At 60.6% G+C, this 25283-nt stretch carries 24 protein-coding genes; 11 read left to right on the top strand and 13 right to left on the bottom strand.

The genetic code is table 11. The features are described 5' to 3' along the window. Positions 1–2: 2 nt before the first annotated feature. A complete protein-coding gene (gene dxs / locus NW845_RS01810) occupies positions 3–1946 on the bottom strand; it encodes a 1-deoxy-D-xylulose-5-phosphate synthase (RefSeq protein ID WP_414376553.1) in 1944 nt (647 codons plus the stop codon). Positions 1947–2120: 174 nt separating this feature from the next. Between dxs and cysK the strand changes: the two genes are divergently transcribed. Further along, positions 2121–3101 (top strand): cysteine synthase A, encoded by a 981-nt coding sequence (cysK, locus tag NW845_RS01805; protein ID WP_414376551.1) that lies wholly within the window; start codon positions 2121–2123, stop codon positions 3099–3101. Positions 3102–3166: 65 nt separating this feature from the next. Here the strand turns inward: cysK and ileS are convergent, their stop codons facing one another. After that, a complete protein-coding gene (gene ileS, locus NW845_RS01800) occupies positions 3167–5932 on the bottom strand; it encodes an isoleucine--tRNA ligase (RefSeq protein ID WP_414376572.1) in 2766 nt (921 codons plus the stop codon). 526 nt (positions 5933–6458) lie between these two features. After that, a complete protein-coding gene (locus tag NW845_RS01795; RefSeq protein ID WP_414376549.1) occupies positions 6459–7295 on the bottom strand; it encodes a hypothetical protein in 837 nt (278 codons plus the stop codon). A gap of 115 nt (positions 7296–7410) precedes the next feature. On the opposite strand from NW845_RS01795, the gene NW845_RS01790 reads away from it, so the two are divergent. The 4 genes from NW845_RS01790 (at position 7411) to NW845_RS01775 (ending at position 11694) form a co-directional block, all read left to right on the top strand. Further along, a complete protein-coding gene (locus tag NW845_RS01790) occupies positions 7411–7824 on the top strand; it encodes a rhodanese-like domain-containing protein (protein WP_414366866.1) in 414 nt (137 codons plus the stop codon). Between the two features lie 203 nt (positions 7825–8027). After that, on the top strand, positions 8028–9875 hold the full coding sequence (locus NW845_RS01785) for an aminopeptidase P family protein (RefSeq protein WP_414376547.1): 1848 nt from the start codon (positions 8028–8030) through the stop codon (positions 9873–9875). Positions 9876–9963: 88 nt separating this feature from the next. Beyond that, entirely contained in the window at positions 9964–10389 is a 426-nt protein-coding gene (locus tag NW845_RS01780) for a TerB family tellurite resistance protein (RefSeq protein WP_414364748.1), read from the top strand. A gap of 177 nt (positions 10390–10566) precedes the next feature. Continuing rightward, positions 10567–11694, top strand: a complete 1128-nt coding sequence (locus NW845_RS01775) for a TMEM43 family protein (RefSeq protein ID WP_414376545.1) — start codon at positions 10567–10569, stop codon at positions 11692–11694. Positions 11695–11947: 253 nt separating this feature from the next. On the opposite strand, the gene NW845_RS01770 is transcribed toward NW845_RS01775, so the two are convergent. The 8 genes from NW845_RS01770 to NW845_RS01735 form a co-directional block, all read right to left on the bottom strand. After that, the gene (locus NW845_RS01770) at positions 11948–13147 is read right to left on the bottom strand and encodes a PLP-dependent aminotransferase family protein (RefSeq protein WP_414376544.1); all 1200 of its coding nucleotides are present in this window, start codon (positions 13145–13147) and stop codon (positions 11948–11950) included. A 26-nt stretch (positions 13148–13173) separates the two neighbouring features. Then, entirely contained in the window at positions 13174–14151 is a 978-nt protein-coding gene (locus tag NW845_RS01765) for a hypothetical protein (RefSeq protein ID WP_414376542.1), read from the bottom strand. A 116-nt stretch (positions 14152–14267) separates the two neighbouring features. Continuing rightward, positions 14268–14792 carry a hypothetical protein gene (locus tag NW845_RS01760; RefSeq protein WP_414376540.1) on the bottom strand — a complete coding sequence of 175 codons (525 nt, stop codon included), beginning with the start codon at positions 14790–14792 and terminating at the stop codon, positions 14268–14270. Between the two features lie 432 nt (positions 14793–15224). Further along, the gene (gene pyrF, locus NW845_RS01755) at positions 15225–15923 is read right to left on the bottom strand and encodes an orotidine-5'-phosphate decarboxylase (protein WP_414376539.1); all 699 of its coding nucleotides are present in this window, start codon (positions 15921–15923) and stop codon (positions 15225–15227) included. A 20-nt stretch (positions 15924–15943) separates the two neighbouring features. Then, a complete protein-coding gene (locus NW845_RS01750) occupies positions 15944–16345 on the bottom strand; it encodes a DUF6464 family protein (protein ID WP_414376537.1) in 402 nt (133 codons plus the stop codon). A gap of 89 nt (positions 16346–16434) precedes the next feature. After that, the gene (locus NW845_RS01745; RefSeq protein ID WP_414376535.1) at positions 16435–16740 is read right to left on the bottom strand and encodes a hypothetical protein; all 306 of its coding nucleotides are present in this window, start codon (positions 16738–16740) and stop codon (positions 16435–16437) included. A 94-nt stretch (positions 16741–16834) separates the two neighbouring features. Then, positions 16835–17647 (bottom strand): peptidoglycan editing factor PgeF, encoded by an 813-nt coding sequence (gene pgeF / locus NW845_RS01740; protein WP_414364758.1) that lies wholly within the window; start codon positions 17645–17647, stop codon positions 16835–16837. Further along, on the bottom strand, positions 17644–18063 hold the full coding sequence (locus NW845_RS01735; protein ID WP_414364759.1) for a DUF3119 family protein: 420 nt from the start codon (positions 18061–18063) through the stop codon (positions 17644–17646). The genes pgeF and NW845_RS01735 overlap by 4 nt, the downstream gene beginning before the upstream one ends. Before the next feature lie 139 nt (positions 18064–18202). Here NW845_RS01735 and arsB point away from each other — a divergent pair, with 139 nt between their 5' ends. Both arsB and NW845_RS01725 read left to right on the top strand, forming a co-directional pair. Continuing rightward, entirely contained in the window at positions 18203–19402 is a 1200-nt protein-coding gene (gene arsB, locus NW845_RS01730; protein ID WP_414376533.1) for an ACR3 family arsenite efflux transporter, read from the top strand. A gap of 16 nt (positions 19403–19418) precedes the next feature. Beyond that, positions 19419–19835 carry a YidH family protein gene (locus NW845_RS01725; RefSeq protein WP_414370311.1) on the top strand — a complete coding sequence of 139 codons (417 nt, stop codon included), beginning with the start codon at positions 19419–19421 and terminating at the stop codon, positions 19833–19835. On the opposite strand, the gene NW845_RS01720 is transcribed toward NW845_RS01725, so the two are convergent. Continuing rightward, the gene (locus tag NW845_RS01720) at positions 19802–20209 is read right to left on the bottom strand and encodes an ArsR/SmtB family transcription factor (protein WP_414364764.1); all 408 of its coding nucleotides are present in this window, start codon (positions 20207–20209) and stop codon (positions 19802–19804) included. The two genes, NW845_RS01725 and NW845_RS01720, sit on opposite strands and share 34 nt — an antisense overlap. Positions 20210–20322: 113 nt before the next feature. Between NW845_RS01720 and NW845_RS01715 the strand changes: the two genes are divergently transcribed. From NW845_RS01715 to NW845_RS01700, 4 genes are read left to right on the top strand one after another with little or no spacing between them, the layout of a single operon-like run. Beyond that, entirely contained in the window at positions 20323–21039 is a 717-nt protein-coding gene (locus NW845_RS01715) for an MBL fold metallo-hydrolase (RefSeq protein ID WP_414364766.1), read from the top strand. A gap of 57 nt (positions 21040–21096) precedes the next feature. Continuing rightward, the gene (locus NW845_RS01710; protein WP_414334972.1) at positions 21097–21564 is read left to right on the top strand and encodes a DUF29 domain-containing protein; all 468 of its coding nucleotides are present in this window, start codon (positions 21097–21099) and stop codon (positions 21562–21564) included. Positions 21565–21608: 44 nt separating this feature from the next. Beyond that, positions 21609–22184: a rhodanese-like domain-containing protein gene (locus tag NW845_RS01705; protein ID WP_414348959.1), complete on the top strand. Its 576-nt coding sequence runs from the start codon at positions 21609–21611 to the stop codon at positions 22182–22184. Next, complete coding sequence (locus NW845_RS01700; protein WP_414376530.1) at positions 22181–23968, top strand: SulP family inorganic anion transporter; 1788 nt, start codon at positions 22181–22183, stop codon at positions 23966–23968. The genes NW845_RS01705 and NW845_RS01700 overlap by 4 nt, the downstream gene beginning before the upstream one ends. Here NW845_RS01700 and NW845_RS01695 read toward each other — a convergent pair. Further along, entirely contained in the window at positions 23931–25199 is a 1269-nt protein-coding gene (locus tag NW845_RS01695; RefSeq protein WP_414376529.1) for a hypothetical protein, read from the bottom strand. The genes NW845_RS01700 and NW845_RS01695 overlap by 38 nt on opposite strands. Positions 25200–25283 lie beyond the last annotated feature (84 nt).

Here is a 25283-nt window from a genome sequence, read left to right as displayed (position 1 = left end):
GCTTAGGAGCTGCCCAGAATAGCTTGAGCCTGTGAGGCCCTTTGAAGGGCCTCAACCTTGGCCCGGATCCGCTCGGCAATCCCAGCGCTGTTCAAGCCCAGATCCGCCAAGGACTCCTCAGGAGTGGCGTGCTCCACCCACACATCCGGCACCCCCAGGCGCAACAAAGGCACCCGGATATCGGCATCCAGAAGGGCTTCCCCCACTGCCGAGCCAAACCCGCCTATGAGGCAGCCCTCTTCTACTGTCACCACCAGGCGGCTCTGTTGGGCCAGGGGCAGGATCAGCTCGGTATCCAGAGGCTTGGCGAAGCGGGCGTTGACCACAGTGGTGGAGATACCGTGTTCCTTCAAAATCTCCGCCGCCTGCAAACTGGGATGCACCATCGACCCATAGGCCAGGATCAGCACCTCGCCGCCGCTGCGCAGCACCTCGGCTTTGCCGATAGGAATGGGCTCCCACCCTTCCTCTGCCAGGGGCACCCCCACGCCGGAGCCACGCGGGTAGCGCATGGCAATGGGGCCTTGGGTGTACTGGATCCCGGTCACCACCATGCGCTGCAGCTCCGCTTCGTCTTTGGGGGCCATCAGCACCATTTCGGGGATGCAGCGCAGATAGGCAATGTCGTACATGCCCTGGTGGGTTGGGCCGTCAGCTCCCACCACCCCCGCTCGATCCAAGCAGAAAAAGACCGGCAACTTTTGGATGCAGACATCGTGGATGATCTGGTCGTAGGCCCGCTGCAGGAAGGTGGAGTAAATGGCCACCACCGGCCGCATCCCCTCGCAGGCCATACCGGCAGCCAATGTAACAGCGTGCTGCTCGGCAATCCCCACATCTATAAACTGATCCGGCAGCTTTTCCTTGAGTTTGTCTAGGCCGGTGCCAGTGTCCATGGCCGCCGTAATGCCGATGATACGGGGATCCCGCTCCGCCAGCTTGCAAAGGGCATGGCCAAAGACCTTGCTGTAGCTGGGGGGCTTGGGCTTGCTGGGCGGGTAGGGCTTGCCGGTGGCCAGGTCAAAGCGGGATTGGGCATGATACCCCACCTGCTCCGCTTCCGCTGGCGGGTAGCCTTTGCCTTTCACCGTGGCCACATGCACCAGCACCGGCCCAGAGATGCCGTGGGCCAACTCAAAGGCATCCAACAATTCTGCCAGGTTGTGACCGTCCACCGGCCCCACATAGGTGAAGCCCAGCTCCTCGAAGATAATGCCGGCCTTATTGTTCTGCACGGCGGTAACCAGCTTCACCGTTTCCTTCATGCGGTCAATTTCCGGGCTGAGGCTGGAGCCAACCAGAGGCAGATTCTTGAGTTGCTCCTCCAGGCTGTCGGTCAAAAACTGCACCGGCGGGCTGAGGCGTAGGCGGTTTAGATAGCGCGGGAGCGCCCCCACGTTGGGGGAGATGGACATGCCGTTGTCGTTGAGGATCACCATCAGGTTAGTCTTGGGCAGGTGCCCGGCGTGGTTGATGGCTTCATAGGCCATGCCCCCTGTCAGGGCGCCATCGCCGATAATGGCCACCACCTTGAAGTTTTCTCCCCGCCGGTCGCGGGCAATGGCCATGCCCAGGGCTGCCGAGATGCTTGTAGAGGCGTGGCCGGCCCCGAAGTGGTCGAAGCGGCTCTCGCTGCGCTTGAGGTAGCCAGAGATCCCCCCCTTCTGGCGGATGGTGTGGAAGTTGTGGTAGCGGCCAGTAAGCATCTTGTGGGCATAGGCCTGGTGCCCCACATCCCAGATCACCTTGTCGCGATCCAGGTCCAGGGTTTTGTAAAGGGCCAAGGTCAGCTCCACCACTCCCAGCCCCGGCCCCAGGTGACAGCCGACTGGGGAGTTGGCAGCCGTTTGCAAGTGCTTTTCGCGGATCTGGCGGGCTAGGCTGCGCAACTGGCCGAGGTTTAGGTTGCGGAGCTGGTTGGGGTGAGTGATTTCACTCAGGTGCATAGAAGACGAGTCCTTTCGGTGCACTCCCACTCTAAATCATCCTTTTCCCAAAGTGGCCGGTTGCCCCAGCCACCTCCTCAGGTGGCCGACAGCGGCCAGGGATCCCTTGGTAGGGTTAGCATCGGACAAAGGCCCAGCTTCTCGAGGTGGCCTTGAATTGGCTTGTTGTTGCCTATGAGGATTGCCGATAACATCACCCAACTCATCGGCCGCACACCCCTGGTGCGGCTGAACCGGATCCCCCAGGCAGAAGGCTGCCTGGGGGAGATTGTGGTGAAACTGGAGAGCTTTAACCCGGCGGCATCGGTAAAAGACCGCATTGCCGTCAGCATGATCGAGGCAGCGGAGCAAGCCGGCTTGATCACTCCTGGCAAGACCATCTTGGTGGAGCCCACCTCCGGCAACACCGGCATCGGCCTGGCTATGGCGGCAGCAGCCAAGGGCTATCGGCTAATCATCACCATGCCCGAGAGCATGAGCCTGGAGCGGCGGCTGCTGTTGAAAGCCTACGGAGCAGAGGTACATCTGGCCAGCAGCGCCGGCGGCATGGGGGAGGCTATCTGGAAGGCGGAAGAGATTGTGCGCCGCACCCCCAACGCCTACATGCTGGGCCAATTTACCAATCCTGCCAACCCGCAAATCCACGCCCGCACCACCGGGCCCGAGATTTGGGAGGACACCGATGGTCAAGTGGATATCCTGGTGGCGGGGGTGGGCACCGGCGGCACCATCACAGGGGCGGGCGGGTTTCTCAAAAGCAAAAAACCCTCGATTCGGCTGGTGGCCGTCGAGCCCAAGGCAAGTGCAGTCTTAAGTGGGGGGCGGCCCGGCTTCCATCGCATCGAGGGCATTGGGGCAGGGTTTGTGCCCGATGTGTTGCGGCGCGACTTGCTGGATGAGGTGATTGCAGTAGACGACGAAGAGAGCATGGTCTACAGCCGCCGCTTGGCCAAAGAAGAAGGGATCCTCTCCGGCATTTCTACAGGCGCGGCCCTGGCCGCAGCTATCCAAGTGGGGCGGCGACCGGAAAACGCCGGCAAGCTGATTGTGATGATCCAGCCCAGCTTTGGCGAGCGCTACCTCAGCACCCCCCTCTTCCGCGACCTGGAGCGGGAGGAAGCCGATGCCGGGATCCTGAAGGCCAACCCAACCTAAGCCAGCAATTCCCCCAGGGAGAGCTCCTCCAGTCATTTCCCCAACATCCGAAATCCATCCGACGCTCAAAATTCGCCAGCCAGGGCTGCCACACAGCGCTCGCACAGCTCTGGGTGTTCGGCAAACTCCCCCACGCGGGTGGAATAGTTCCAGCAGCGCACGCATTTTTTCCCATCCGCCGGCTGAACGACAACCTGCAGGTCTTCCTCTGCAGGGTCAGCCTTGACCAGCTCGACTTGGGAAGTGATGAACAAGTAGCGCAGCTCTGCCGCCCGCTCTTCCAAGAGGGAGTACAGATGGGGATCCGTCACCTTCAAGATCAGTTTGGCCTCGGTGGAAGCGCCGATGAGCTTGTCGGTGCGGGCTTGCTCTAGGGCTTTGTTCACCTCCTGCCGCACCGCCCGCAGCTTTTCCCAAGTGGCCGCCAACTGGGGATCCCGCCACTGCTCTGGCAGCTGCATCCAGCCCCCTTCAAACACCGAGCGGGTAGGCTTGGGGTAGGGAAGGTAGCTCCAGATCTCTTCTGCGAGGTGGGAGAGTACGGGGGCGATGGCTTTGGCCAAGTTCTCCAGCAACAGCGACAGCACCGTCTGACATTGCCGCCGCCGCCGGCTGCGGGCGTGGCTGATGTAGAGGCGATCCTTGCCAATATCCAAGTAGAAGTTGGAGAGATCCACCACGCAGAAGTTCTGAACCGCCTGGAAAAAGCGGTAGAACTGGTAGCTTTCAAAAGATTCAGTGATTTCCTCTCCCACCTCCTTTAGGCGGTGCAAGATGTAGCGATCCAACTCCGTCAATGCTGCAAAGGGAACGGCATCCTGAGCTGGGTTGAAATCATAAAGGTTGCTCAGCAGAAAGCGGGCCGTGTTGCGGATCTTGCGGTATATGTCCGCCATCTGCCCGAGGATGGTCTTGCCTATCGGCACATCCCCAGAGTAGTCCACACTGGAGACCCACAGCCGCAGCACATCGGCGCCATAGGCGGGATCCGTCTGGGGGTTGCTGCCGCCGTTGATGAGCACCATTGGGTCGATGACGTTGCCCAAAGACTTGCTCATCTTCTGGCCCTTTTCGTCCAGCACAAAGCCGTGGGTGAGCACCGCTTTGTAGGGGGCACAGCCGTTGACGGCCACGGAAGTCAGTAAGCTGGACTGGAACCAACCCCGGTGCTGGTCGGAACCTTCCAGGTAGAGATCCACCGGGTAGCCCAGCCCCTGGGCCTTGGCCACCGCCGCCCAGGAGGAGCCAGAGTCAAACCAGACATCCATGGTGTCTGTGCCCTTGCGGTAGGTGCGGCCATTGCGGCGGTACTGCTCCGGCAACAGCTCTTCCACCGGCCGCTTCCACCAGGCGTCGGATCCCTCCTGGGCAAAGATGGCTTTGATGTGCTCGAGGGTCTCAGCCGTGAGCAGAACCTCGCCCGTCTCTTCGTCGTAGAAAACAGGGATGGGCACACCCCAGGCCCGCTGGCGGGAGATACACCAGTCGGAGCGCTCCTTCACCATGGCGGTGATGCGGTTTTCCCCTTCCGGCGGGATCCACTTTACGGTTTTGATGGCCTGCAGGGCCAGCTCTCGGAAGCCGGCTACAGACGCAAACCACTGCTCCGTGGCCCGGAAGATGGTCGGCTCCTTGGTGCGCCAGTCGTAGGGATATTTGTGGTTGTAGGGTTCTTCCTTGAGCAGGGCGCCGGCAGCCTGCAAGGCTTTGATCACGGCAAGGTTGCCGCTGGTCTCCGGCTTTTTGGAGAGCACATCCAGCCCGACAAACTGGGATCCAGCCTCGGCGGTGAATCTCCCCTGCTCGTCCACAGGGCTGAGGATGGGCAGGCCGTACTTTTGGCCGGTTTTGAAGTCGTCTTCCCCGTGGCCTGGCGCCGTGTGGACAATGCCGGTGCCGGACTCAGTGGTGACGTAGTCCCCCAAAACACAGAGACTGGCACGGTCAAAGAGGGGGTGGCGTCCCTGGCAGTATTCTAAGGCGGATCCCGGCAGCGTGGCCTTGACCTCTAAGGGGGTCTCCAGAACTTTCTCCAGCCGCTGCCGCAGATCGGCAGCAATCAACAGCAGGCCGAAGCGGGGAGACTCCACCACCGCATAGGTGAGCTTGGGGTTGAAACAGAGGGCCAGGTTGGCCGGGATCGTCCACGGGGTAGTGGTCCAGATGGCCACCCGCAAGCCCGGCAGAAAAGGCTCCAAAACCGGCTGCGCCGCCGGGCTGAGGCTCTGCAGAGGAAAAGCCACGTAGATGCTGGGGGAGACGTGGTTGTCGGGATATTCCAGCTCTGCTTCCGCCAGGGCCGTCTGCGAGCTGGGGCTCCAGTGGACGGGCTTGAGGCCGCGGTAGATGTAGCCTTTGAGGGCCATCTGGCCAAACACCTCGATCTGGGCTGCCTCGTACTCCGGCGAGAGGGTCAGGTAGGGCCGATCCCAATCCCCCCATACCCCCAGCCGCTGAAAGCTGGCCCGCTGCACGTTGACGTAGTGCAGGGCGTACTCTCTGGCCTTTTGCCGCAGTTGCAGGGGGGTAAGGCTTTCCCGCTCCTGGGGGGAGAGGCTTTGCAGTACCTTTAGCTCAATGGGCAGGCCGTGGCAATCCCAGCCGGGCACATAGCGCACCTTGCGCCCCCGCAGAATGTGGTACTTGTTCACAATGTCTTTGAGAATCTTGTTGAGGGTGGTGCCCATGTGGATGTCGCCATTGGCATAGGGCGGCCCATCGTGCAACACAAAGGGATCCCCGGGATTGGTTTCCGACAGACGCTGATAGATCTGTTCTTCCTGCCAAAAGGCTTGGATGGCGGGCTCCCTCTTGGCGGCCTCCGCCCGCATGGGAAACTGAGTTTGCGGCAGGTTGAGGGTACTTTTGTAGTCCACGGCAATTTGAGCAGGCTAAAGGGCGTCCTTCTATCCTACGCTGTTGCTCTCTCCTCAGCGGTGTCTCCTGAGATCCCCCTTGTTGGAGCCCTCTTGGGGAGAAGGGATCCGGCCCGCCACCTTGGTAAAGATTTGTGCTAGCCTCAGGATGTCGTTGAGTAAGGGAGGTTCCTGCGGATGCCAGATAGTAGTAGTTGTAAGGGTCGTCAAGTTGGGTTCAGCCGGCTGTGCGCCGGGGCTGTTCTCTAACGGCCTGAACTCAGATCCTTAGCTTGCTGAGGAGTCTTCGCGTTCTGGCTCGCTTGGAGTTCCTCCCGGCAGTCAGGTTCCAGTTGAAGGCCCGCTAGGCCGCTCTCTCCTGGATCGCCTGTTATCTCCTAGGCGGTGGGAGAGAGCGGATAGTTTTTTGTAGGTTTTCGACGACCGCAGGGGCTTGGAGTCGATATGTCCTACAAGGCTCCCTTGAGAGACGTCGGCTCCCTCAGGGTTGAATGGTAAGGCGCCGGCTCTCGACAACAAGGCCACTTTGGTTAACCAGCATCACCGAGATCCACTGAGCGCCCGGTTCTGGGGGGGCATCTGCCTGCAGAAAGAGCCCGCCTGCCTGCAGAGGTTCAAGGGCAAACGAAGTGAGATCCAAGTAGCCGCCTGCAGCGACGGGTTGCTCATCGACCGCGCCCAACAGCAAGGACTGGGTGAGGGGTTCTGCCACAATGGCCTGCAGGGAGTAGGTGGATCCCGGCTTGACCGCCTCGGGCAACTCGAAGGTGACGGTGGGGGGTGCCGAGCCGGAGATGAGGGTGCTAGACTCCCGCAGGACTTCTTGGTCTACGAGCAGCAGTTGTCCTGGATTGGCCACATCCGGGCGGTAGCGGTTGCGCACCAGGGCGGAAGCCTTGACCTGAAACTCCCCCCGCGCTGAAGCTTGGGATCCCTGCACTTGGCTGGCGATCTCGGCCACGATCTCGGGGCCCACCTGCCGCCAAGAGACAATTTGAGCTGAGTAGGTCAATTGGGGATGAGCCTCCCACAGCTGGCGGATAGCTTCCTCCACCTCTTGTCGATCCAGGCCGTCCCGGTGGCGGAAGTTGGGGCTGTAGCCAGCCACCACCCCTGGCAAGTCGCGGCGGTTGGCAGCGTCTATCTGCTTTTGCAGCCACTCTACGAGCGAGGCTGGCGGCGGGCTAGAGACTTGCCGTTGGATCCCGCTTTCTAGGCGGACGGGGGCAGCTTGGGCCGGCAGCTTGGCAGGGAAAGGGATCCCCCCGCTCAGGGCCAAAACTAGGGGCCAAAGCCAAGAGGTGGATCGAGAGCTCAAACTGGGGGCCTCCGGCGGCAAATCTGCCTTTAGTTTAGCTTGCTGAAGGTTTAGTGTTGCCCAACGCGATTGGGCCTGGGTTTATCCTGGGAGCTGGGTTCTCTGCGAGGTGTGCATGGCATCCCACCACTCTCCTGCTTTCCTGGCTTTGGTTAACGAGGCCAAAAGCCGCATCCAAGAGCTCACCGTTGAACAGGTGAGGCAAAAACAACTGCAAGGGGATCCCTTCTACCTAGTCGACGTGCGGGAAGAGTCGGAGTGGCAGGCCGGCCACATTGTTGGCGCCATTCACTTAAGCAAAGGCATCATCGAGCGGGATATCGAGAAGGTGATTCCAGATAAAGAAGCCGAGATTGTCCTCTACTGTGGTGGCGGCTTTCGCTCGGCGCTAGCAGCCGACAACCTGCAGAAAATGGGCTACCGCCGCGTGATCTCCATGGATGGCGGCATCCGCGCTTGGCGAGAGGCTGGCTTTCCGGAATCCCAGCCCTCACCCCCGACCCCTCTCCCGGAGGGAGAGGGGAGTTAGAGCGGTGCGTTCGCGACGGCGTTCAATAACGAGGTAGCCAGCCGTTTCGGTGCCAGTTGGGAAAAGCAGTGCAGCAAGGGTGGCACCCGATCGCTGAAAAACGCGGCGCGGAAGCCCTTGGCTCCTACTTTGGAGTTGAGCAGCGGCCCCAGTAGCCGCTTCCTCTATGTTCCGTCTGCTTTCCCAGGGTAAGGAGAACTATATTGGTCTCTAAGGCCATCGGCCCAGATCTCCCTCTTGTCCCTGCCATGCTCCAAACCCTGCCCCGCTTGGATATTGCCGCCCGTTTGCAGCAGTTGCGCCAGCTTTTGCAGGAACACAATCTGGATGGGTTTTGGGTGCCCTCCGCCGATGAGCACCTCAATGAGTATTTGCTGGAATACCGCAAGCGGCGGCAGTGGATTACAGGCTTTACCGGCTCGGTGGGGGATGCTCTGATTAGCCGGGACAGGGCCTGGCTGTGGGTGGATCCCCGCTACCACGAGCAGGCGGAGCGGGAAGTGGATCCCAACCTGTTTACCGTAATTAAAGGCGGCCTGCCGGAGCAGCCCAGCCTGATGGAGATCGTAGAAGAGCTGGGATCCGGCTTTCGCCTAGGAGTGGATCCCTTCACGGTATCAGTGGCCACCTACCGCCAGTTGCAGACCCACGCCCAAGCCGGAGGAGTGCTGCTGCTGCCGGTTAGCGAAAACCCGCTGGACAAGCTGGCCAAGGAAGCTAGCCAAGCCCTTTTGGAGCAACCCATCTATCCTGTCCCTGCCCAGCTCTGCGGTGCTACTGCCAGCGACAAGCTGGCCCAGGTGCGCCAGGAGATGCGTCGCAAGCGGGTGGGATTGTTGCCCCTAACCAAGTTGGACCAGGTAGCTTGGCTGTTTAACCTGCGCGGCTCTGACATCCCCTACAACCCAGTGTTCCGCGCCTACGCGCTGGTCGCCCTGGAGAGGGTTGCCCTGTTTACTGACCTGGAGCGCCTCACGCCCTCGGCTCGGCAAATGCTGGTGGAAGCCGAGGTCGAGCTCTGGCCTTACGAGGCCTACCCGGAACAGCTGCCCCAGTGGGCCAAGGGCTACGGGCCGGTGGGATTGGATCCCAAGCAAACCACTCAGGGCACGCAAGAGCTGCTGCAAGGGATCCCCTGTCGCGAGCTGGATCACCCTGTGGAGGCCCTCAAGGCGGTGAAAAACCCCACTGAGCTGGAGCAGATGCACCTAGCTAACCGCAAGGCCAGCCGGGCCAAGATCCGCACCCTGGCTTGGATTGACCGGCAAATTCAAGCGGGGATCCCCATCAGCGAAGCCGATGTGGCGGCCACCATGGCAGCCCACTACCGCGAGGAAGGGGATTGGGTGGGCCTGAGCTTTAACACCATTGCCGGGGCCGGCGCTAACAGCTCCATTGTCCACTACGGCACCCCGGATCCTCAGAAGTTCCTGCAGCCAGGCGAGTTGTTTTTGTTGGATTCGGGATCCCACTACCTGGGGGGCACTACCGACGCTACCCGCACCCTCTGGATTGGCTCGGAACCGGCGGATCCCTTGTGCCAGCGGCGCTACACCGAGGTGCTGAAAGCCCACATCCAGTGCGCCCGCCAGATCTTCCCCCCGGATACCTACGGGGTCTCCTTGGATGGCATTGCCCGCTCCAGCCTCTGGCAGGCAGGGCTGGACTATGGCCACGGCACCGGCCACGGCGTTGGCGCCTTCTTGAACGTCCACGAGGGGCCCAACGGGATCCACCGCCGCGCCACCACCCCCTTCAAGGTGGGTATGATCACCAGCATCGAGCCGGGCTACTACCAGCCGGGCTGGGGCGGAATTCGCTTGGAAAACCTCTATGAAGTGGTTGCCCTTCCAGAGCCGGAGGGCTGGATGGGCTTTCGCTCCCTAACTTGGATCCCCTTTGATAGGCGCTTGATTGACTGGAATCTGCTAGACAAGGCGCAACGGGCCTGGCTTGATGAGTATCACCGCCAGGTTTACGCCCTGCACCAGGCCAGCCTGCCAGAAGAGGATGCCGCCTGGCTAGCGTGGGCCTGCGGCCTCGCTGAGTAAGACTGCCTCTGGTCAGCCCCTTCCAAGTCTGCTTAGAGCCCCAGAACCCCGACCGCCAGCAGCACCTCCAGCGACAAGAGATCCCGCCATGAACCCGACAACCCAACATCGGCTCATCCTCAAAATTGTGGCCGGCTCCGCTTGGGCCGATGGGCACCTAGAACCGCAGGAATTGGCCTATCTGGGATCCCTGCTGCGCCGCTATGATTTGGAGCACGATACCGAGCTGCGAGAGCTGATCCAAGAGCCCATCCCGATGGCGCAAACGGAGCGCTGGATGGCCGATTATCTGGCCCAGGCCACCGAAACCGAGCGCCTGCAACTTTTGGGGGCAATCGGCAACCTGATGATGGCCGACAATACCGTTTCCTCCGAAGAGCACAACCTTTTGGATGACTACTACACCCTCATGGCAGAGATCCCACCTCGCCCAGAATCGGCACCCAATCTGGTGAAGGGCGTGGGGCAATTTTTCCGGCGCGTGGTCAAAGCGGTGAGGGAAGGGATTTCTTAATCAATTCTTAGCCGAAAAATAGGGTTCCCTTAACCTGTATGAATTGTAATTTGCTTCTGGAATAGGCATAAGCATGGAAAAAGCTAAAGATTTGCCTTGGATTCTCTAGAACGACTAGGTTTCATGGACAAATAGAAGAGGCTGTGCTAGACCGAAGTTGTCGGTCGGGGCGGGGCTATGGCTGAGCGTTATAGACAAGTAGAGCGGGTCGGATTCGGCTCGCGGCTGCCCAGTTCTTTTGTATCGGTGTTTGTTGGATTGATTTTATTTTTGGGATCGTTCTGGCTTTTGTTTTGGAATGAGGGGCGGGTCAACCTTGCCCAAGTGGCAACTGGGGCCATTGAAATCAGTCCATTGGGCTCGCCCTCTGCACCTCTTGGAAGATTAGTATCGCTCACAGGCCCAATGACCAGTAACGAGCTTTTGGGTGATCATCTCTTCCTGCGGCCGGGGCCCTATATTGCCGTCAGCCGCAAGGCAGAAATGTATGCTTGGGAAGAGGAGAAAGAAACTCGCACTCAAGAGGAGTTTGGTGGATCGGAAGTCAGAGAGACAATCTATACTTACACCAAAGTCTGGACAGAAAACCCTGAAGATTCAAGCCGGTTTTATCGCAGCAGTGAGCACGTCAACCCACCGATGCCTTTTTCCAGCCAACTCTTTCGAGTCAGCCAGGCTCAAATTGGGAATTACCGAATTGGGATGCAAGATTTGCAGATCGAAACTCCCTCCGCTGTTCCTCTGGATCCCCAAACATTGATCCCGGGGATCCAAGCTAGAGTGGAAGGCTCTTATGTTTTCAAGGGGCGGGGAACCCTGGCCAATCCACAAATCGGCGATATGAGAACTTCGTACACTGCCTTGTACAGCGGAACTCAGGCAACCGTCTTTGGGCGTTTGGCCAGCCCCAATAGCCTAGAGAGCTATCTGGGGCCGCGCAACGTTCGATTTTATCGGCTATTTGCAAGCGATCGATTTGCAGCCATTGAGCGGCTTGCTGCAGAACACACTGCCCTGACTTGGATCCTGCGCTTTGTGGGATTCTTGATGATGTGGATCGGGGCCGACTCTTTCTTTACCCCCCTTCATACAATGCTTAGCATCTTTCCTTTTCTAAGTGGCCTTGGGCGATTCATGACGAGAGTGGTCACCTTTTTCATAGCCTTGGTTTTAACAGGGACGACTATTCTGGTCTCGTCTATAGTGTATAATCCGTTGGTGCTGCTCCTCTGTTTGGCTGTGGCGGGAGTTTTCATCCTTAACGTGCTGGGGCGACGTCCCAGACGGCAAGTGGCAGGTTTTTAAGAGTTCCTCTGCCGGCACAGCAAAGAGCTTGCAGCGCTGCTGCATCCATTCAAATATGGCTACTCGGAAGAGCGGCGAAATGACTTGTCTGGATTCCTCTTACTTTCCCCTCACCCCAACTTCTCTCCCGAAGGAAAAAAGGAGCTGGGGATCAGAGCAAACAGTTTCAGCGCAATTTGGAGCGACCAACCTACTAATACCCAGAGGTTAAGAGCTGCTTTGCGGCTGCCCTAGCAGCTTCTTTTTCCTGTGTTCATCGTTGGCCCATGAGTTTGTACAGTTGCTCTCCGACGATCTGGATGCCGCTGAGGATGCGCTCTTCCGGTTGGTAGCTGAAGGCGAGGCGCAAGGCGTGATCCCCTTGGCCATCGGCAAAGCAGTGGGTACCCGGCAAGAAAGTTACCCCTAGCGCCCGGGTGGCCTGCAGCAAGGCGTCGGCACTCAGGGGAGGGGGCAGCTCGCACCAGATAAAGAATCCACCCCCAGGGGCCTCCACCTTAACTTCAGGGGGAAAACATTGAGCGATGGCCTCCAACATCAGGTGGCACTTTTCTCGGTAACGGCGGATCAAAAGCTGAATGTGGCTCTCTAGGCGGCCTTCCCCGCAGTAGCGGGCCACCACCCGGCCCAAAAAAGGTCCCAGGGATCCCTCGCTACGAAACATCTCCAAGCGGCGGATGATCTCGGGATGGCCACAGGCCCAGCCCACCCGCACCCCCGGCACCACAATCTTGGAAAAGGTGCCCACGTGCAGAACCCAGCCCTCTTCATCCAGCGCGGCCAAACTGGGCAAGGGATCCCCGACAAAGCGTAGGTCGTAGTAGGCCTCGTCCTCCACCACCACCACGCCGTATTCAGCCGCCAATTGCACCAGCTTCTGCCGCCGCGGCCAAGAGAGGGTGCAGCCCCTGGGATTGTGAAAGGTGGGAATGGTGTAGATAAAGCGGGGCCGGATCCCTTGGCGGGCTAGCTCGCGCAACACCTCTTCCAGGCAATCCACCACCATGCCCTCCCCATCCACGGGGATCGAGATCAGACGCGCCCCTGCCGCCGCAAAACGGCTGACCGCGCCCATGAAGGTGGGCCCCTCCACGATCACCATATCCCCCGGCTCCACAAAGACCTGGGGCAAGAGGCCAAGGATTTGCCCAGAGCCATAGCCGATCAAGAGGTTTTCCGGCTGCGCCTCCACCCCTCTGGCCCGCATCAACTGCTGCACCACCTCGATCAGCCCGGCAAAAGTGCCGCCGTAATTGAGGGCAGCATCTCCCTCTTCCGCCAACACCTCCGCTGTCGCCCGCGCCAGGTCGGCCTTGGGAAACAACCGCGGATCCGCCAGGCCAAAGGTAAAACTGGTTACTACCGGCACGGCCCCAGGGATCTCCGCGCCAAAAGGAGGCGGGATCACGGCCTGAGCCCGCCGGGCAAACAGGGTCTCTGAGAGGGGCCGCATCGGGAGCTTCAAGGCAGGAGAAGAACTTAGGCCAACGCTTGCCACGATAACAAGAACGAGCTGGCCAAGAGCAGGGATCCCAGAACTCGCCGCCAACTCCGGCAGGGGATCTCCGCCAAGACGCCGCCGGCACTCAGGCACAAAAAGGGCAGGGCCACCAGGCCCCAACGGGCGCTTTGCTGCAACAGGTTCATCTGTGGCTCCCAAAGCCACACCGCCAGCACCCCCATCCACAGGACATGGCCCAAACCAGCCAAGCTGAGCAGGGTTTGTTGGCGTTCCGCCCAGGGCCAACCCAGCCGCACCAAGGCCAGCCCCAGGGGCAACATTAAGGTGGCCAGAACAGCCAGGCCGCTTTGGCTAGTGAGCGAATAGGACACCGTCGCCGTAGGAAAGCGCTCCGTCCCGGTGAAGGGATTGGCGGGCAGCTCAACCCGCACCAACCAGGAGAGGCCAATCACCAGCAGCAGCCAGAGTAGCCCTTGCAACCGCTGCCGCGGCCAATGTTGGCTAGTCCATAGCGTCCCCCAGAGCAGGGCCAAGGGCCAAACTTTGTAGCTCAGGGCACAGGCCAGCGCCAAACCGCCCCAGCGCAGGCGGGATCCCGGCCCAGCACCGCTGCTGACCAACAAGACCAGGCTGGCCAAGATCTCGTCGCCCGGCTCCAACCCCTGGGTCAGCACCCAGGGGCTGAGTCCCCATAGGCCAGCACTCCAGAAATTGCCCCAGCTCCAGCACAGCAGCAGCACGGCCAGGCAGGCCAGGGCCGAGACAGCTCGCAGGATCCCTTCGGGGGGGATCCCGGTTCCCTCAACCAGCCAGGGCAGTAGCCCGTTCACAATTGAGTGGTAGAGAGGGAGTTCCGCCTGGACAGGGGGCAGGGATCCCTGAGGGCTGCTGATGGGCCAAGCGCGCCACCACGGCAGATGGGCCAGCTCTCCTAAGGAGCGGAGACGTTGCCCCAGCAGCAACCCCATCCCTCCCCACAGCAGCCAGTGGCCCATCCAACTAAGTCCGTCTGGGCGTTGGTGCCGACGTTTGCCTGCCCTGGACAGGCTTAGTTGAGGAAAAGAGGAACGAGACAGCCTTTTGCCCCGCGGAGGCATGGCAGGGGGAAACTTCATAGGGTAGGCCTAGTCAACTCTAGATCGCCCGTCAAGGGACACCCAGCCTGCTGCCAGCGACGAATGGCTTGGGCGGTCAGTCCTTCGGTGACGTCGCGGATGGGAACACCGGCGCCGGTAACTTGCAGGCGCACCACCTGCCAGGGATCCCCAGGTGCAGCCCGCAGCACATAAGCTTCATAGGCCAGCTGCAGGGTTTCGCTGCGCCGACCGGCCAGGGGGTTGTCCTCCTGCTCGGGCTGCTGGGGCAGAACCAAGCGGCGCTCCAGCGTGGTGAAATACAAGCGAAAGCTTTGGGAAGCCGAGGCGGCTGGGCTATCCGGCAGAAGCTGGGCCAGCTCCTCGGCAGAGAGAAGTTCCACCTCTGGCTGGCCCACCAGCACTACCTGGAAGTCTGAGCGGGAGCGGCTCAAGGCCAAATTGAGAAACAAAGGCAACTGCTCCGCCAGGGCCTCGGCCCAGGTTTGCGGGTCGGAGGCACAGATCTCCTCTTTTGCCCAAGCAGGGGCAAGGCTGCCCAAGCTCAAAACCAGCCATAAACCCAGTCCCCACCCTCGTCTGGCAGATCTGTGGCCCAAGGCTTATTTCTCCCCAGATGGTCGCGTCCACAGAGTAAACTTCCCCCGACTGAAGTCGGGAGCTTAGGGACTCCGTCCCGCTCACGGGAACAGTAGCCCTCTTGCTGCGCGGCTGTTGGTTGACACATTCCCGCTCGCGCCAGCGGGCCGTAGGCCTCTGTCGCCTCCAGCTTTGCAGCTTGCGACGCAGACACCTTGAGCTTGCAGGAGATAGTTAGAACTTGGGTCATGCTCCATCATGGGAGTAGGAGCTATCCCCCCTACAGTATACGGTGGGGTATCTTGCGAGGGAGGCGCCACTTTGGCCACTAAAGTTCCAGAGTCGCTTTCCTCCCCACACTAAAGTGCAGGGCCCGCAGCTTTACCCTCCGTGAATTATCCAACAGCATCCTCCAGGGCTTGGAGGCGGTACAAGGCAGCCACGGGATCCGCAGCCGCCGTGATGGGGCGGCCCACCACCAAATAATCGGCCCCTGCTCGCAGAGCTTCTGCAGGGGTACAGACCCGCTGCTGGTCGTCCCCCGCTTCTGGATCCCCAAAGCGGATCCCTGGGGTTACCAGCAGCACCTCCGGCCCCAAAGCCTGCCGCAGCCGCCTCACTTCCTGGGGGGAGCAGACCAGCCCACTCACGCCTTGATCCAGAGCTAGCCGCGCCAACTGCAACACATAGTCGCCGGGATCCCGCTCAACGCCCAACTCCTGCCGCACCTGGTCGGGACCAAGGCTGGTGAGAAGAGTGACTGCCAACAGCCGGCAAGAACTGCCCTGGGTGGCGGCCACTGCTGCCCGCAACATGGCACTGCCGCCAGCGGCATGAACGGTGAGCAGATCCACCCCATAACCAACGGCCACCTGAGCGGCCCGCCCCACTGTGTGGGGAATGTCGTGCAGCTTTAAATCGAGAAAAATGCGCTTGCCCCGTCCCTTAAGGGCCTGAAAAATCTGAGGGCCAACAGCCGTGAACAACTCCAGGCCCACCTTCCACCACAGCACCTGCGGCAGGCGATCTACCCACTCCAGGGCTTGATCCCAAGAAGCGGTATCCAGAGCAACAATGAGGCGGCTACCCTGCATGGCGGAAGCTCTCGAGCCGACTAACGCGAAGGGATCCGCTCCCGCGGCTCATAGTGAGGGCAGCCTTCACAGGGGCCATAGGGGTTAACCGCACAGCGCAACTCCGGAGAAAGGGCATTGTAGCGACAGGTGGGATCCCCAACCCAGCCGGGGGGTGAAGCGACATAAGTATAAACAATTATGCCCCCGAACCCCAGTGGGCTGACGAAGAAACGGCTGGCGCTGAAGGACTCCCCCTCAGCAGAATTGAACGTTTCCTCGTCGAGCTCTGGATCGGGCTGCAGCTCCTCCTCCAGACTCCAGAACGCTTCCCACTGCCGCAGGGTTTCTTGGAGAGGCGCGGCCAGATGTTCCGCCAACTCCGTCAGGGCGGTTTCCAAAGCGGCGAGGCTTTCTTCCGCCGCCTGGGTGAAGGCTGACACCCATTCCTCCAAGAGCTTCTCAAAATCCATGCAGTAGCGACCTGACTGAGAGTTTTCTTTTTACCTTACTGCTTGCCTGGGCAAGCTGGCTAACTTCCCCCTTGACAAACAGCATCTACTAACTCTTGATTGACCAAGGGAAATAGCTCTGCCAATTCTTCGGTAGATAGGTTGCCGGTACAGACATTGGCGCGGATGTGCCACTCCGCCCACATCAGCGCTGAGGCAATCGCAGGATCCTGGTCTTTCTGGGAGTTAGAGTCCCTCGCTGGCTTTGGAGCCAGGCGGCGTCCCGATCCAAGGTTCAGTTGCAGTACGCTGTCGCGGTTGATGCCGGTCAGAGAGGTCTGGGCATGGGCTTCTCCGACAAAGGCAAAAGGGAGAGAAAAAGCCATCCAAGACAATCCCCAAAAGGCAGCACGGCGAAACATGGGATCCCCGCCTGTAAGGTAGAGCTTTGAGGGCAATTATAGCTACTACTTGTGGCGGCTAGGGTTTATCCAACGCTGCGCTGGGCAGGCCAATCCCCGACCACTGCACACCATAGCAGCCTACCTCTTCCTTTCGGGATCCCTCGCGGCGATAGGAAAAGAAATCTTGCGGCTGAGCAAAGGTGCAATGAGGACTGATGGCAATTTGCTTGGAAGGGATCCCTTGGGCTTGGGCCTGGGCGCGGTGGATCCAGCGCAGATCCAGGCGCACCTTACCCGGCAGCGGATCCGGCCAGAGGGCAGGCCGGCGATCCACCCCCGACGGCAGCGCCTGCAGCACCTGCTCGGCCACTTCCTGGGAAACTTGGTAGGCTGGCCCGGAGATGGCTGGCCCCAGGGCAATGCAGATCTGGTCAGCAGGGATCCCGGCCTTTAGGAAAACTTGCAGCACCTTGGGCAAGATGCCAGCAGCCGTGCCCCTCCAGCCGGCATGAACAGCCGCCACCCAGGTAGGGCTAGCTATCAAGATTGGCACGCAGTCGGCGGTGCAAACCCAGGCAGAATCTAACTGGCGGCGGGCGATCACAGCATCTGCTTCGGGACGGGCGAAACTCCCTTCCCCGAGGTGAGAACCCGAAGCCCCCGCCTGGGGGAAGAGAACTTCATCCGCCCAGATCCAGCGACAGCCATGCACCTGACGGCCCCATGCAGCTCGTTCTGGGGGGAGTTGCAACCGGTCGGCCAGCTCGGCTGGCTGATAGGGGGAAGCTTGACGGCAGCCAAAAGCATGGGGCCACCCCGCCAGAAGTTGACACTGCAGCCAACGCCATTCCCCTGCCTCTTGCCAAACCCAGCCCCCGGAACCGCTCATCGGCCTGATGGGTGGAAAGGGGATCCCTGGGATTTCTGCCGGGCATGCAGGTGGCCCACCCGCTCTTCCAGGCACATCCTTAGCTCGACGGGATTGAACAGCATGGGCAGAAAATGGATGCTCCGGCTTTCCCGGAAGAAAAATAAAATCGGCACTGAGGGCCAGAAGATCTGCCAGTCCTGCCATTCGCTGTAGGGGAACTCGCGGATGCGCTGGGAGCCGCTGTAAACCTGTAGCGCCGTGCGAGTAAAGGCCAGCCCAATCAGACAGGTTTGCACCAGCAAGAACAGGCCAAATAGCCCCACCCCCAGGCCTGCCCAAAACGACAGCCAAAACAGCGGCACTGCCAACACCAGTACTGCCAGGCTGAGGCGAAAGTCTGGGTTCAACAGATGGGCTGAGTAGGGTCTGATCACTCCTTGTTTCTCCTCCGAATCCCAGCCCCATTCTAGGCTGCCGCAGCACCCCCCTGCAGAAGGGATCCCGCTTTTGCCTGGGTTGGAGGTAAACTGAACAAGTTTTTTTGATGTATCCTGAGGAGAGCCCCTTAGGAAGGTGGCTACTCGGCAGCCTGCGTTTTCTCAACCCCAGTTTTCGGCTTTTCCCATGGCTCTCACCGAATCTGACCCCAAAGCTTTCCCCGGCGGCGGATCCCTGAGTTTTTTTGAGCGCTATCTCACCCTTTGGGTGGCTCTGTGTATTGTTGCCGGGATCCTGTTGGGTCGATGGTTTCCGGGCCTGGCAGAGGCGCTGGATGCCCTGAGCCTCTATCAGGTCTCCATTCCCATTGCCGTCTGCCTGTTTTTCATGATGTATCCCATCATGGTGAAAATTGATTTTGGCCAGGCAGCCCATGCCTTGCAATCGCCCAAACCGGTGCTGTTGACCCTGGGGGTGAACTGGCTGGTGAAGCCTTTTACCATGGTGGTGATTGCCCAGTTTTTCTTGGGGTGGCTGTTTGCCCCTTGGATAACCGGCACGGAAATGATCCGCGGTACAGAAGTGAGCCTCAGCAACTCCTACATTGCCGGGGCCATTTTGCTGGGCATTGCCCCTTGCACTGCGATGGTGCTGATGTGGGGCTATCTCAGCTATGGCAACCAAGGCCACACCCTGGTGATGGTGGCGGTGAACTCTTTAACCATGCTTTTCCTCTACGCGCCGCTGGGCCGCTGGCTGCTGGCCATGAGCGATTTAACGGTGCCCTGGCAAACCATTTTGCTATCCGTGGCCATCTACGTGGGCCTACCGTTAATTGCAGGAGCAGCCTCTCGCTATTGGATTCTTAAAACCAAGGGCCGGGAATGGTTTGAGAAAGCTTTTTTGCGCTACCTCAGCCCCATTGCCATCGCCGCCTTGCTGGTGACGCTGGTGCTGCTTTTTGCTTTCAAAGGGGATCTCATTGTGGAAAATCCCTTCCACATTTTGTTGATTGCAGTGCCGCTTTTTGTGCAGACCAACCTTATTTTTGGCCTCACCTATGTGGCAGCCCAGAAACTGGGCTTGTGCTATGAGGATGCTGCTCCGGCGGCTTTAATCGGCGCCAGCAATCACTTCGAGGTGGCCATTGCAACGGCGGTGGTGTTGTTTGGCTTGAACTCCGGGGCCGCCCTGGCCACCGTCGTAGGGGTGTTGATCGAGGTGCCGGTGATGCTGATGCTGGTGGAAGTATGTAAACGCACCGCCTTTTATTTTCCCCGCCAGCCGGAGAAGGCCAGCTTGCCGGATCCCCGCTGTCTTAAAATCAGCCCTTGAGGGATCCCTGTAGCCCATGAACTTGCCCCCAGATCGCCAACGGGAACACCAGGCCAATGAGCGCACCTTTCTGGCCTGGCTGCGCACCTCTGTGGCTCTCATTGCCTTTGGCTTTGCCCTCGCCCGCTTCAGCTTATTTCTGCGGCAGATTGAAGCCGCCCACTCCCCTGAGCAGCCCGCCGCGGCGCACGGCCTCCTGAATGCCCAGAACTTGGGCCTCCTGTTGGTGATCTTTGGAATCCTGATGATCGGCCTTTCTGCTTGGCGCTACAACCAGGTGATGCGGCAAATCGAGGCGGGCGACTTTCGCCCCAGCCGTTTCCTCATCTGGATCATGGCTGCCGTTGTGGCCCTGTTTGGGCTGCTGAGCCTTCCCCTGCTGCTGCGCCGCCCCCGCCCTCAGGAACCTCCGCGGCTCAGCCTGCCGGAGTGAAGGGCCGCCAGGGGTTCCAGTTGCCGAGCCTGCTGCTTGAGGCGCTTGATTAACTGCTTGCACACCACCTCGCACAGCTCAAAACAGATGGGATCCGCAATTTGGTAGTAGACGCTCACGCCCCTGGGCTCGCGGCTGACGATCCCTGCCTGCGCCAGGATCTTGAGATGTTTGGAAACGTTGGCCTGGCCCATGCCGGTGGCCTCTAGGATTTGGGTAACGTTCTTGGGCCCCGAGCGCAACTGACACAGGATCTGCAGCCGGCTGGGCTCCGCCAAAACCTTGAAGTACTCCGCCACGCTGGTCAGCACTTCCGGCGTCAGGGTCAACTGGCACTCGTCTTTGCCACCTTTCACGAGCTCGTCCCAATCCATAGTCTGTCTTGAGGGAGGTGGTAGCTTGATTTTAACACTAAATAGTTATATAGTAGCTCTAGAGACCCGAATTCGGATCGCTTTCGGGTTTTGTCAACAGACAGGAGGGCAGCATGCTATTTCGCCAACTGTTCGACGCCGAGACGAGCACCTACACCTATTTAATCGCAGACCCAGACACCCGCGAGGCCGTACTCGTGGATCCGGTGTTGGAGCAGGTGGAGCGGGACTGGAAGTTAATTCAAGAGCTGGGTCTGACCTTGAAGTACTGCCTGGAGACCCACGTTCACGCCGACCACATCACCGGCACCGGCAAGCTGCGGGAGTTGAGCGGCTGCCAAGGGGTGGTGCCGGTTCAGGCCAAGGCACAATGTGCCGACCGCTTCATCGGCCACGGGGAAACACTGCAGGTGGGATCCATTGTCATCGAGGCCATCGCCACCCTGGGCCACACCGACAGCCACATGACCTACCGCGTCAATGGGGATCGCGTTCTGACCGGCGATGCCCTGCTCATTCGCGGCTGCGGGCGCACCGATTTCCAAAGTGGGGATCCCGGCTTAATGTACGACCACGTAACGCAGCACCTGTTTACCCTGCCGGACGAGACGCTGGTCTATCCCGGCCATGACTACCGGGGACACACCGTCTCCACCATTGGCGAGGAGAAGCGCTGGAACCCCCGCTTCGTGGATCCGGAAACCGGTAAGCTGCGCTCGCGGGAGAGCTTTATTGCCCTGATGAACAGCCTCAACCTGCCGCAGCCCAAGAAGATCCAGGAAGCGGTGCCGGCCAACGAGCAGTGCGGCCAAGTGGCAGCCGCAGTTTAGTCGCTAGGGCTGGCTAGACTTCTCTCAGGCAGCCCGTCAGAAAGGGGAGGGTTGAGAGTGGATCCCAAACATCTCTATGAGAGGGATTTCTATGCTTGGACTCAGCAACAAGCCCAATTTCTGCGGGAGCGGGCCTGGGAGAAGCTGGATCTGCCCCATTTAATTGAGGAGATGGAATCGTTGGGCAGGCAACAGCGGCAAGAGCTGCGCAACCGGCTGGGGGTTTTGGTGGGGCACCTCCTCAAGTGGGAGTATCAGCCGCAGGCCAGATCGGTAAGCTGGCTTCTTACCCTACAGGTGCAGCGGCAGGAAGTTCTGGATCTGCTGGAGGAAAACCCAAGCCTGAGGCCCTATTTGCCGGAGGCCATCTCCAAGTCTTACCTGAGGGCGCTCCAACTGGCTCTAGAAGAGACCAAGCTGCCCAGAAAGACTTTTCCCCAGACCTGCCCTTACTCTCCCGAGCAAATCCTGGATAGCCAGTTTTATCCTGGCGAGCCCAGCAGGTTGCTGGAGGAGGAAGATTAGAAATCCCTAAGTCTTACAACAACCCTAGAAGCAAGGAAGAAACCATGACCGTAGCTCAACAAAATCCTACAGCTCAGCAGGAACGGGATCCCCGTCTCAAGGAGATCGACGCTTGGACTTTAAAGCAGTGGCTGGATCAAGGGCGGGTACAGCTCATTGATGTGCGGGAGCCGGCAGAATACCACGACGAGCGGATCCCGGGGGCGATTAACATGCCTCTATCTACCTTTGACCCCGCCAAGGTGCCGGCCTCGACACCAGAAAAGCCGGTGGTGCTGCAGTGCCGCATGGGCAGCCGCTCCATCCGTGCCGGCTGTCAGTTGCTCGAATACGGCTGGCCGGAAGCCATTAGCCTCAAAGGTGGGATCGAAGCGTGGAAGGCCGCCAAGCTGCCCACCACCCGCACCCGCAACGCGCCCATCTCGCTAATGCGACAGGTGCAGATTACAGCGGGATCCCTGGTGCTTGTAGGAACCCTGCTGGGAGCCTTTGTCCATCCCGGCTGGCTGGTATTGAGCGGCTTTGTGGGGGCGGGGCTGGTGTTTGCCGGGATCACCAACACCTGTGGCCTGGCGCTGCTTTTGGCCCGCCTGCCCTGGAACCGGGGTCAGACGTTATGAGCGGGATCCCGTCCGCCTCTTCCCCAAAGCAGGGGATCTGGGCGCGCTACCTGCCCTTGGCCAAGGATTCCCTGTGGTGGCTTCGCTACCGGCGAGAGGATCTGCCGGGGGATCTCATTGCTGGGGTGGTCTCGGCCATCCTGTTGGTGCCCCAGAGCATGGCCTACGCGCTGCTGGCCGGCCTGCCCCCCGAGACAGGCCTCTACGCCAGCATCCTGCCGGTGATCGCCTACGGCTTCCTGGGATCCAGCCGGGCTTTGTCGGTGGGGCCGGTGGCCATCATCGCCCTGCTGGTAGCCTCGGGTTTGGAGCCGCTGGCCGAGCCGGGCAGCCCGGAGTATGGCCAGTTGGCGCTGGGCTTAGCTCTGGAAGCGGGCCTGATCCAGCTAGGGGTAGGGCTGTTGCGCCTGGGGTTTTTGGCCAATTTCCTGAGCCACTCGGTTATAACGGCCTTTAGCAGTGCCGCAGCCCTAATCATTGCCCTTAGCCAGCTCCGCCATCTGCTGGGGGTGAAGATTGCCAACACCGAGTCCTTCTGGCTGCTGCTGCAACGGCTGTGGCAGAGCCTGGATGGGGTCAACTGGGCCACCCTGGGGCTGGGGCTGTTGTCCATCGCCCTGTTGGTGTACGCCCAGCAGAAGCTGCCGGCGCAACTGCGCCGCTGGGGGATCCCGCCCCTCTGGGAGTTGCTGCTCACCAAGAGTGCTCCCCTGGCGGCCGTTTTCTTAACCACCCTGCTGGTTTGGGGGTTGAATCTCTCGGAGAGAGCGGGGGTGGCAGTGGTGGGATCCATTCCGGCTGGCCTGCCACCGCTGACGTTTCCCCAACTGAGCTGGCCAGAATGGGGATCCCTGCTGCCTACCGCCCTAACCCTCAGCTTGGTGGGCTTTACGGAAAGTTATGCCATGGCCCAGGCCCTGGCCAGCAAGCGGCGGCAGAAAGTGGATCCCAACCAGGATCTGGTGGCCCTGGGAGTGGCCAACGTGGCAGCAGCCGTCAGCGGTGGCTTTCCGGTCACGGGTGGGATCAGCCGCTCGGTGGTGAACGCTCAGGCGGGGGCCAACAGCGGTCTGGCCTCGGTCATTACGGGATCCCTGATAGCCCTGGCCATGATCTGGCTGATGCCCTTGTTTACTTTCCTGCCCCAGGCCACCCTAGCTGCCGTTGTGCTGGTGGCGGTGCTGGGACTAGTGGATTTTCACCCCCTGCTGCAGAGCTGGCGCTACGACCGCGGCGATGCCCTCGTTTGGCTGCTCACCTTTGCCAGCGTGTTGGCAATTGGGGTGGAGCGGGGGATTGGTCTGGGGGTGCTGGCCTCCCTTCTCCTCTTCCTCTGGCGGGCCAGCCGCCCCCACATTGCCATCGTTGGCCAGGTGCCGGGTACCGAGCACTACCGCAACGTGCTGCGCCATGAGGTGATTACCGATCCGCGCATCTTGGCGGTGCGAGTGGATGAGAGCCTGTTTTTTGCCAACGCCGCCTACCTGCAGGAGTACATTCTGCAAGAGGTAGCAGCGCGGCCAGCAGTGGAACAGGTGCTGCTGGTGGCCAGCGCCATTAACTTCATCGACGGCAGCGCTCTGGAGGCCCTGACCGAATTGGTGGAACGTCTGCACCAGATGGGGGTGGGCTTTGCCCTGGCCGAGGTAAAGGGGCCGGTGATGGATTGCCTCAAAAGGGTGGGGTTTGTGGAAAAAGTGGGCGCTGAGCGCTTTTTCTTGTCGACCCACCAGGCGATGCAGGCACTCAAATCCCAGGCGATGCCGGCAGCCGCTTCCGGATGAGCACCAGGGGGGTCTGCTCCGCTGCATTGCCCGCCGGGTTCTTGCGCAGCGCCTGCTCCACCAGCTCCCGCTCCACCCCTGGGCTGGCCGCCAGAAGAGTTACCTCTCCCAAGTCGTTGGCATCCACAATGGCCACCTCGTAGCCGGTCTGGGCGTGGAGCTCAGCCACCAGCTTAGCCGGCTGCCGCGGCCCTAAGACGATGAACTGGTCGTAGGGGGGCAAGGTGCCGGTGACATCGTCGATGAGGTCGGCCTGCTCCCCCGCCAGGGCATAGAACACCCCTGGGATCCCCAACAACTTGGCCAGGGATCCGACAACAAAAGCCCCCAGCACCCGCCAGGCTCCCGAGCAGTCGATCAGCGTCTGCATCCCGTAGCAGCTTGAGAGACTGGTCTTGGAGGGGAAGAAGTAGCAGAGGGTGCGGGCTAGCCAGCCAGGCTGCACCTGCAGGGGATGGCGAAAGTGGCCCTGGACGATGGCCGCCGCGCTTTCCGAGATGGCCACGATATCACCGGGCTGGATGTGAGGGCCCACGTAGCGCCGCAGCACCTCGGCAAGGTCATCGCTGGGGGTAAGCAGAGGGGTGGGAATGGCAGCCCAACTCACCGGCCCCTGCTGCTGCCAGGCCAGCTCCGGCAAGGGCTCCACTTCCTGCAAGGGCAGGATCAGGTGGCTAGTCTTAAGGGTGCGCCGCTGCCGCCCGTACTGGACGTAGTCCAGCTCCAGCCAGGCCGAGCGCAAATCTGTCAGCCCTTCCCCCCTCAGCTCGATCTCCACTTCCAAGCCGGTCTGGCTTTGGGGGGTAATGATGTAGGCCTGCCAGTAGTTGTCCTGGCGAGGGGGCAGATCCACATGGCGGGAGCGCAGGCGGATCTGGGTTTGGATCCCTTCGATGGAGCTGGCACTGAGCAAATGCAGTCGCGGCTGCACCTGGGCCAAGGTGACCTCAAAGATGGGGTTGAGGTTGCGGGCCACGAACTCCGCCTGGATCAGCCAGTGATCGGGGCTGAGGCGGTTGAGGTGCCAGCTCTGCGGCTCCACCACCAGGCAGTCGGCGGGGCGAGTCTTCCGCCAGTACAGCACCGTCGCCAAACTCAAGAGCAGCCCGGCCACCACCTGAATCCAGCCTGAGGGATCCCCCAGCCAACGCCAGATCCCCCAGAGGCTCAAGACCACCCCAACCAATACGCCGGCCACCACACCTCGGCTCACCATCCGGATTGTTGCCATCGGGATCCCGCTCCTTGCAATCGTTAAGCCCTGCTAAAGCCTGCCCCTTCCGTCCAGCCCGCCCTTTAGACTACAGGTACCAAC

Source organism: Synechococcus sp. H60.2 (genome assembly GCF_047462315.1).
Classification (GTDB): Bacteria; Cyanobacteriota; Cyanobacteriia; order Thermostichales; family Thermostichaceae; genus Thermostichus.
The sequence above is the reverse complement of the archived record's forward strand: the minus strand, read 5'-3'. Positions and strand labels throughout refer to the sequence as shown.

Excerpts from the sequence above, each read along its gene's own strand:
- dxs (WP_414376553.1), bottom strand. The coding sequence starts at position 1,946 with ATGCACCTGAGTGAAATCACTCACCCCAACCAGCTCCGCAACCTAAAC.
- cysK (WP_414376551.1), top strand. The coding sequence starts at position 2,121 with ATGAGGATTGCCGATAACATCACCCAACTCATCGGCCGCACACCCCTG.
- ileS (WP_414376572.1), bottom strand. The coding sequence starts at position 5,932 with ATGCGGGCGGAGGCCGCCAAGAGGGAGCCCGCCATCCAAGCCTTTTGG.
- NW845_RS01790 (WP_414366866.1), top strand. The coding sequence starts at position 7,411 with ATGGCATCCCACCACTCTCCTGCTTTCCTGGCTTTGGTTAACGAGGCC.
- NW845_RS01780 (WP_414364748.1), top strand. The coding sequence starts at position 9,964 with ATGAACCCGACAACCCAACATCGGCTCATCCTCAAAATTGTGGCCGGC.
- NW845_RS01775 (WP_414376545.1), top strand. The coding sequence starts at position 10,567 with ATGGCTGAGCGTTATAGACAAGTAGAGCGGGTCGGATTCGGCTCGCGG.
- NW845_RS01770 (WP_414376544.1), bottom strand. The coding sequence starts at position 13,147 with ATGCGGCCCCTCTCAGAGACCCTGTTTGCCCGGCGGGCTCAGGCCGTG.
- NW845_RS01765 (WP_414376542.1), bottom strand. The coding sequence starts at position 14,151 with ATGGGCCACTGGCTGCTGTGGGGAGGGATGGGGTTGCTGCTGGGGCAA.
- pyrF (WP_414376539.1), bottom strand. The coding sequence starts at position 15,923 with ATGCAGGGTAGCCGCCTCATTGTTGCTCTGGATACCGCTTCTTGGGAT.
- NW845_RS01745 (WP_414376535.1), bottom strand. The coding sequence starts at position 16,740 with ATGGCTTTTTCTCTCCCTTTTGCCTTTGTCGGAGAAGCCCATGCCCAG.
- pgeF (WP_414364758.1), bottom strand. The coding sequence starts at position 17,647 with ATGAGCGGTTCCGGGGGCTGGGTTTGGCAAGAGGCAGGGGAATGGCGT.
- NW845_RS01725 (WP_414370311.1), top strand. The coding sequence starts at position 19,419 with ATGAACTTGCCCCCAGATCGCCAACGGGAACACCAGGCCAATGAGCGC.
- NW845_RS01720 (WP_414364764.1), bottom strand. The coding sequence starts at position 20,209 with ATGGATTGGGACGAGCTCGTGAAAGGTGGCAAAGACGAGTGCCAGTTG.
- NW845_RS01715 (WP_414364766.1), top strand. The coding sequence starts at position 20,323 with ATGCTATTTCGCCAACTGTTCGACGCCGAGACGAGCACCTACACCTAT.
- NW845_RS01705 (WP_414348959.1), top strand. The coding sequence starts at position 21,609 with ATGACCGTAGCTCAACAAAATCCTACAGCTCAGCAGGAACGGGATCCC.
- NW845_RS01700 (WP_414376530.1), top strand. The coding sequence starts at position 22,181 with ATGAGCGGGATCCCGTCCGCCTCTTCCCCAAAGCAGGGGATCTGGGCG.
- NW845_RS01695 (WP_414376529.1), bottom strand. The coding sequence starts at position 25,199 with ATGGCAACAATCCGGATGGTGAGCCGAGGTGTGGTGGCCGGCGTATTG.